We start from the raw sequence: 531 nt of genomic DNA, 5'->3' as shown, positions 1-531 counted from the left end.
CCTCCTTCGGGACAGAGGTGACAGGTGGTGCATGGTTGTCGTCAGCTCGTGTCGTGAGATGTTGGGTTAAGTCCCGCAACGAGCGCAACCCCTATTGTCAGTAGCCAGCAGGTAAAGCTGGGCACTCTGATGAGACTGCCAGGGATAACCTGGAGGAAGGTGGGGATGACGTCAAATCATCATGCCCCTTATGATTTGGGCTACACACGTGCTACAATGGCGTAAACAAAGAGAGGCGAAGCTGTGAGGCAGAGCAAATCTCAAAAATAACGTCTCAGTTCGGATTGTAGTCTGCAACTCGACTACATGAAGCTGGAATCGCTAGTAATCGCGGATCAGAATGCCGCGGTGAATACGTTCCCGGGTCTTGTACACACCGCCCGTCACACCATGGGAGTCGGAAATGCCCGAAGCCAGTGACCCAAGCGAAAGCAGGGAGCTGTCGAAGGCAGGTCTGATAACTGGGGTGAAGTCGTAACAAGGTAGCCGTATCGGAAGGTGCGGCTGGATCACCTCCTTTCTAAGGAAGAA

General features: G+C 53.3%; 1 rRNA gene. It reads left to right on the top strand.

The features are described 5' to 3' along the window. Window positions 1-520 (top strand): 16S ribosomal RNA (locus GPK90_RS17790); the annotation flags it as partial. Window positions 521-531: the final 11 nt, after the last annotated feature.

The organism is Clostridium sp. MCC344, assembly GCF_018785365.1.
Lineage (GTDB): Bacteria > Bacillota > Clostridia > Lachnospirales > Lachnospiraceae > Pilosibacter.
Note: the sequence above shows the minus strand (reverse complement) of the source record. Positions and strands in the feature narration are given on the sequence as shown.